The 2,723-nt window shown below is 68.2% G+C and carries 3 protein-coding genes; 1 reads left to right on the plus strand and 2 read right to left on the minus strand.

Annotated elements, in window-relative coordinates; all coding sequences use genetic code 11:
• The first annotated feature begins 163 nt into the window (after nt 1-163).
• Complete coding sequence (locus ACNPM4_RS08055; protein ID WP_400857514.1) at nt 164-442, plus strand: hypothetical protein; 279 nt, start codon at nt 164-166, stop codon at nt 440-442.
• A 24-nt stretch (nt 443-466) separates the two neighbouring features.
• Here the strand turns inward: ACNPM4_RS08055 and ACNPM4_RS08060 are convergent, their stop codons facing one another.
• Nucleotides 467-2,101, minus strand: coding sequence for a fucose isomerase (locus ACNPM4_RS08060; protein ID WP_448985342.1), 1,635 nt, complete (start codon nt 2,099-2,101; stop codon nt 467-469).
• Nucleotides 2,098-2,723, minus strand: a 626-nt coding sequence (locus ACNPM4_RS08065; protein WP_448985343.1) for an FGGY-family carbohydrate kinase, incomplete at its 5' end; no start/stop codon positions are given. The genes ACNPM4_RS08065 and ACNPM4_RS08060, both read right to left, overlap by 4 nt.

Genomic DNA, 2,723 nt, shown 5'->3' on the forward strand with positions numbered 1-2,723 from the left:
CGCTCCGTCAACTCGAGATCTTCGACCTGGGCTGATCCCTCCGGTCGGCCACTCCTTCTACACGGGCACCTCGTCTCGGCGAGGTACCCACGACGACTGGGCTCGTGGCGCAGCGAGACCGGAATACCGTGACAACGTGGGCCTCCGAACTCAGACTGGAGGCATGCGCTTGAACGACCCTCAGGTATGGACGCTGCTCGGTATCTTCGCGGCTGTGATGCTCGGCGGCATGACGCTCATGACGACGCAGCTCAGCCGCGTGATCCGCGTCGAGGTCGATCGCATCGACGCCACCCTCTCGGCACGTATCGACGGCCTCGACACCGCTCTCTCGGCACGTATCGACGGCCTCGACGCGCGCCTCGGGCGGATCGAATCCAAGGTCGACGATCTCGACCAGGAGTTGACGAACCTGGTGATGCGGTTCTGGCGGTCTCAGTAGCCCTCCAGGCAGACGAGCGCCGGGTCAGACCGCCACGTCTCCCACCAGGTTGACCTTGATGCCCATTCCGTCGAACATCGCGGCCTTGGCGATCAGAGCCTTGTCCGCCGTCTCGGCATCCGGAGCGTAGACGAGCTGTGCGTGGTTGGCCTTGTGGCGGGCCATGAACTGGTCGCGGGAGACGCCGTGCAGTACGACGTGCGCGATCGGCCACTCCGGGTTCGTGGCATCCTTGCGGCGCTGGGTCTCCTCGGCCGGGAGCTCGACGACCGACGCGCGGAAGATGTCCGCCTGCAGGATCCCGTCGGCGATGAACACACGCGACAGCACGATCTCGCCGGGCTTCGAGACGCCGTTGATCGTGGCTCCGCCCGCGGGGAAGAACACGTGCCCCTGCCGCCAGCCCTCGGCGTTCTGCCATCCGCCCAGGTGCGACGCCGGAACCGAGCCCGAGATCTCGTAGACCCAGACGAACTGCCCGTCGTACTCCTCGCCCCAGCGCACGTCGTGCAGGGTGTTGTCGGGCACGAGGCCCATCGCACGCCAGACGCGATCGGTGACCAGCGCGTCCACGGCGACCCCCTCGTCGGCCTCGTTGAAGTGCGGGAACGCGCGGCCGTCGTGCAGCACCCGCGAACCGTCGCGTGAGGTCACCGGCGGGCGCTGAGTCGAGTTCAGGATGCCCTCGGCGAGATCGGAGGCCGGAACCAGGTCCTTCAGCCCCTGCTGGTACTGGATGCCGACCGCGTCGAGTCCGAAGTCGTCGGCGATGCGGAGCGCGGCGATGTACATCTTCAGCTGCCACTGCACCTGCTCCCGGGTGAGCTCGGTGGTGGCATCCTCGCCGTACCGGAAGGTCATGCCCGCGTCGATCAGCCAGTCATAGGCGGCGTCCGCCTCGGCCTCGGTGACCTCGAGCATCTCGGCGTAGAGGGCCGACTGCGACAGGCGCTCCTTGTAGATGCCGGTCTGGTTGAGCAGCTCGTCGTCGAAGATCGCGTTGTACATGCCCATGCAGCCCTCATCGAAGACGCCGATGATGGCCTTCTCCGCCAGGAGCTCCGCGGCGAGGGCCTCACCCAACTGCTTCTCGGGGCTGTCGGGGAGGGCGGGGAGCGCGCGCACGTGCGAAGCGTCATGGGTGATGGCACCCGTCTCGGTCCACTCCTTGATGCCGGCCTTGAACCAGTCGTCCGAGAAGTCGACCGACCAGATCGTGGCGTAGGGCTTGTCCATCTTCGTCAGACCGGCGTTCAGGCCGAGCAGTCCGACGAGGCCGGGCCAGTCACCGGCGAAGTTCGCGACCGTGAGGATCGGGCCCTGGTGCGTGCGGAGGCCGGCGAGCACGTGATGGGAGTACTGCCAGACGGCTTCGGCGACGATGAGCGGAGCATCGGTCGGGATGTTCTTGAAGACCTCGAGCCCCATGCGCTGGCTCGAGATGAAGCCGTGGCCCGTCTCGGGGTCGACGTCGTTGGCGCGGATGACGGTCCACCCGAGGTCTTCGAAGACGCCGGTGACGCCGGCTTCGAGCTCGACCTGCACCGGCCAGCCGCCGGTGTTGGCGGCCTCGCGCAGGTCGCCCGACGCGATCAGGTAGGCGGTCTTCGGCGCGGATGCCGGGCGGGACACGGGGGCGGGAAGTGCGTAGGTGGTCATGATTCCTCCGGGGTTGAGTGGAATGACGTGCCGCGCTGCTCGGCGGCGAGTTCATGGACGACGCCCTTCGTTCCGTCGTACAGACGCACGTAGCGGTCGAACAGGGTGTCGTAGGCGGTGCGCAGCTCGGCGTTCGGAGTGATGCGCTCCGTGATGGGGTTCCAGTCGGTGATGAGCGGCGCCTCACCGTCGGCTGCCACGGCGACGGCGGCGAGGAAGGCGGCCCCGTAACTCGCACCGATCGTGGTCTCCGGCACCTCCTGCACGAGACCGGTGACGTCGGAGACGATCTGCAGCCACAGTCGCCCCTGCGTGCCACCGCCGACCGCGACGATCCGGCGGATGTCGGCGCCGGCGGCCCGCATGGTCTCGACGTTGTGCCGCACGCCCAGCGCGGTGGCCTCGAGCGCCGCCCGGTACAGGTCTCCCCTGGTGTGCTCGAGCGTCAGCCCGGCGATCACGCCTCGCGCGTCCGGGTCCTGGATGGGGGTGCGCTCTCCTGCGAAGTACGGCAGCATCAGCACACCCCGGGCGCCGACCCCCGATGCCTCCGCCTCGGCGAGGAGCTGCGGGTAGTCGGCACCGGTCAGCTCCTTGAGCCACGCGGTCAGCGCGGCCGAGG

This window comes from Microbacterium umsixpiens (genome assembly GCF_053543675.1).

Bases quoted from the DNA above. Each gene is read 5' to 3' on its own strand.
- ACNPM4_RS08055 (WP_400857514.1), top strand. From the start codon at position 164: ATGCGCTTGAACGACCCTCAGGTATGGACGCTGCTCGGTATCTTCGCG.
- ACNPM4_RS08060 (WP_448985342.1), bottom strand. From the start codon at position 2,101: ATGACCACCTACGCACTTCCCGCCCCCGTGTCCCGCCCGGCATCCGCG.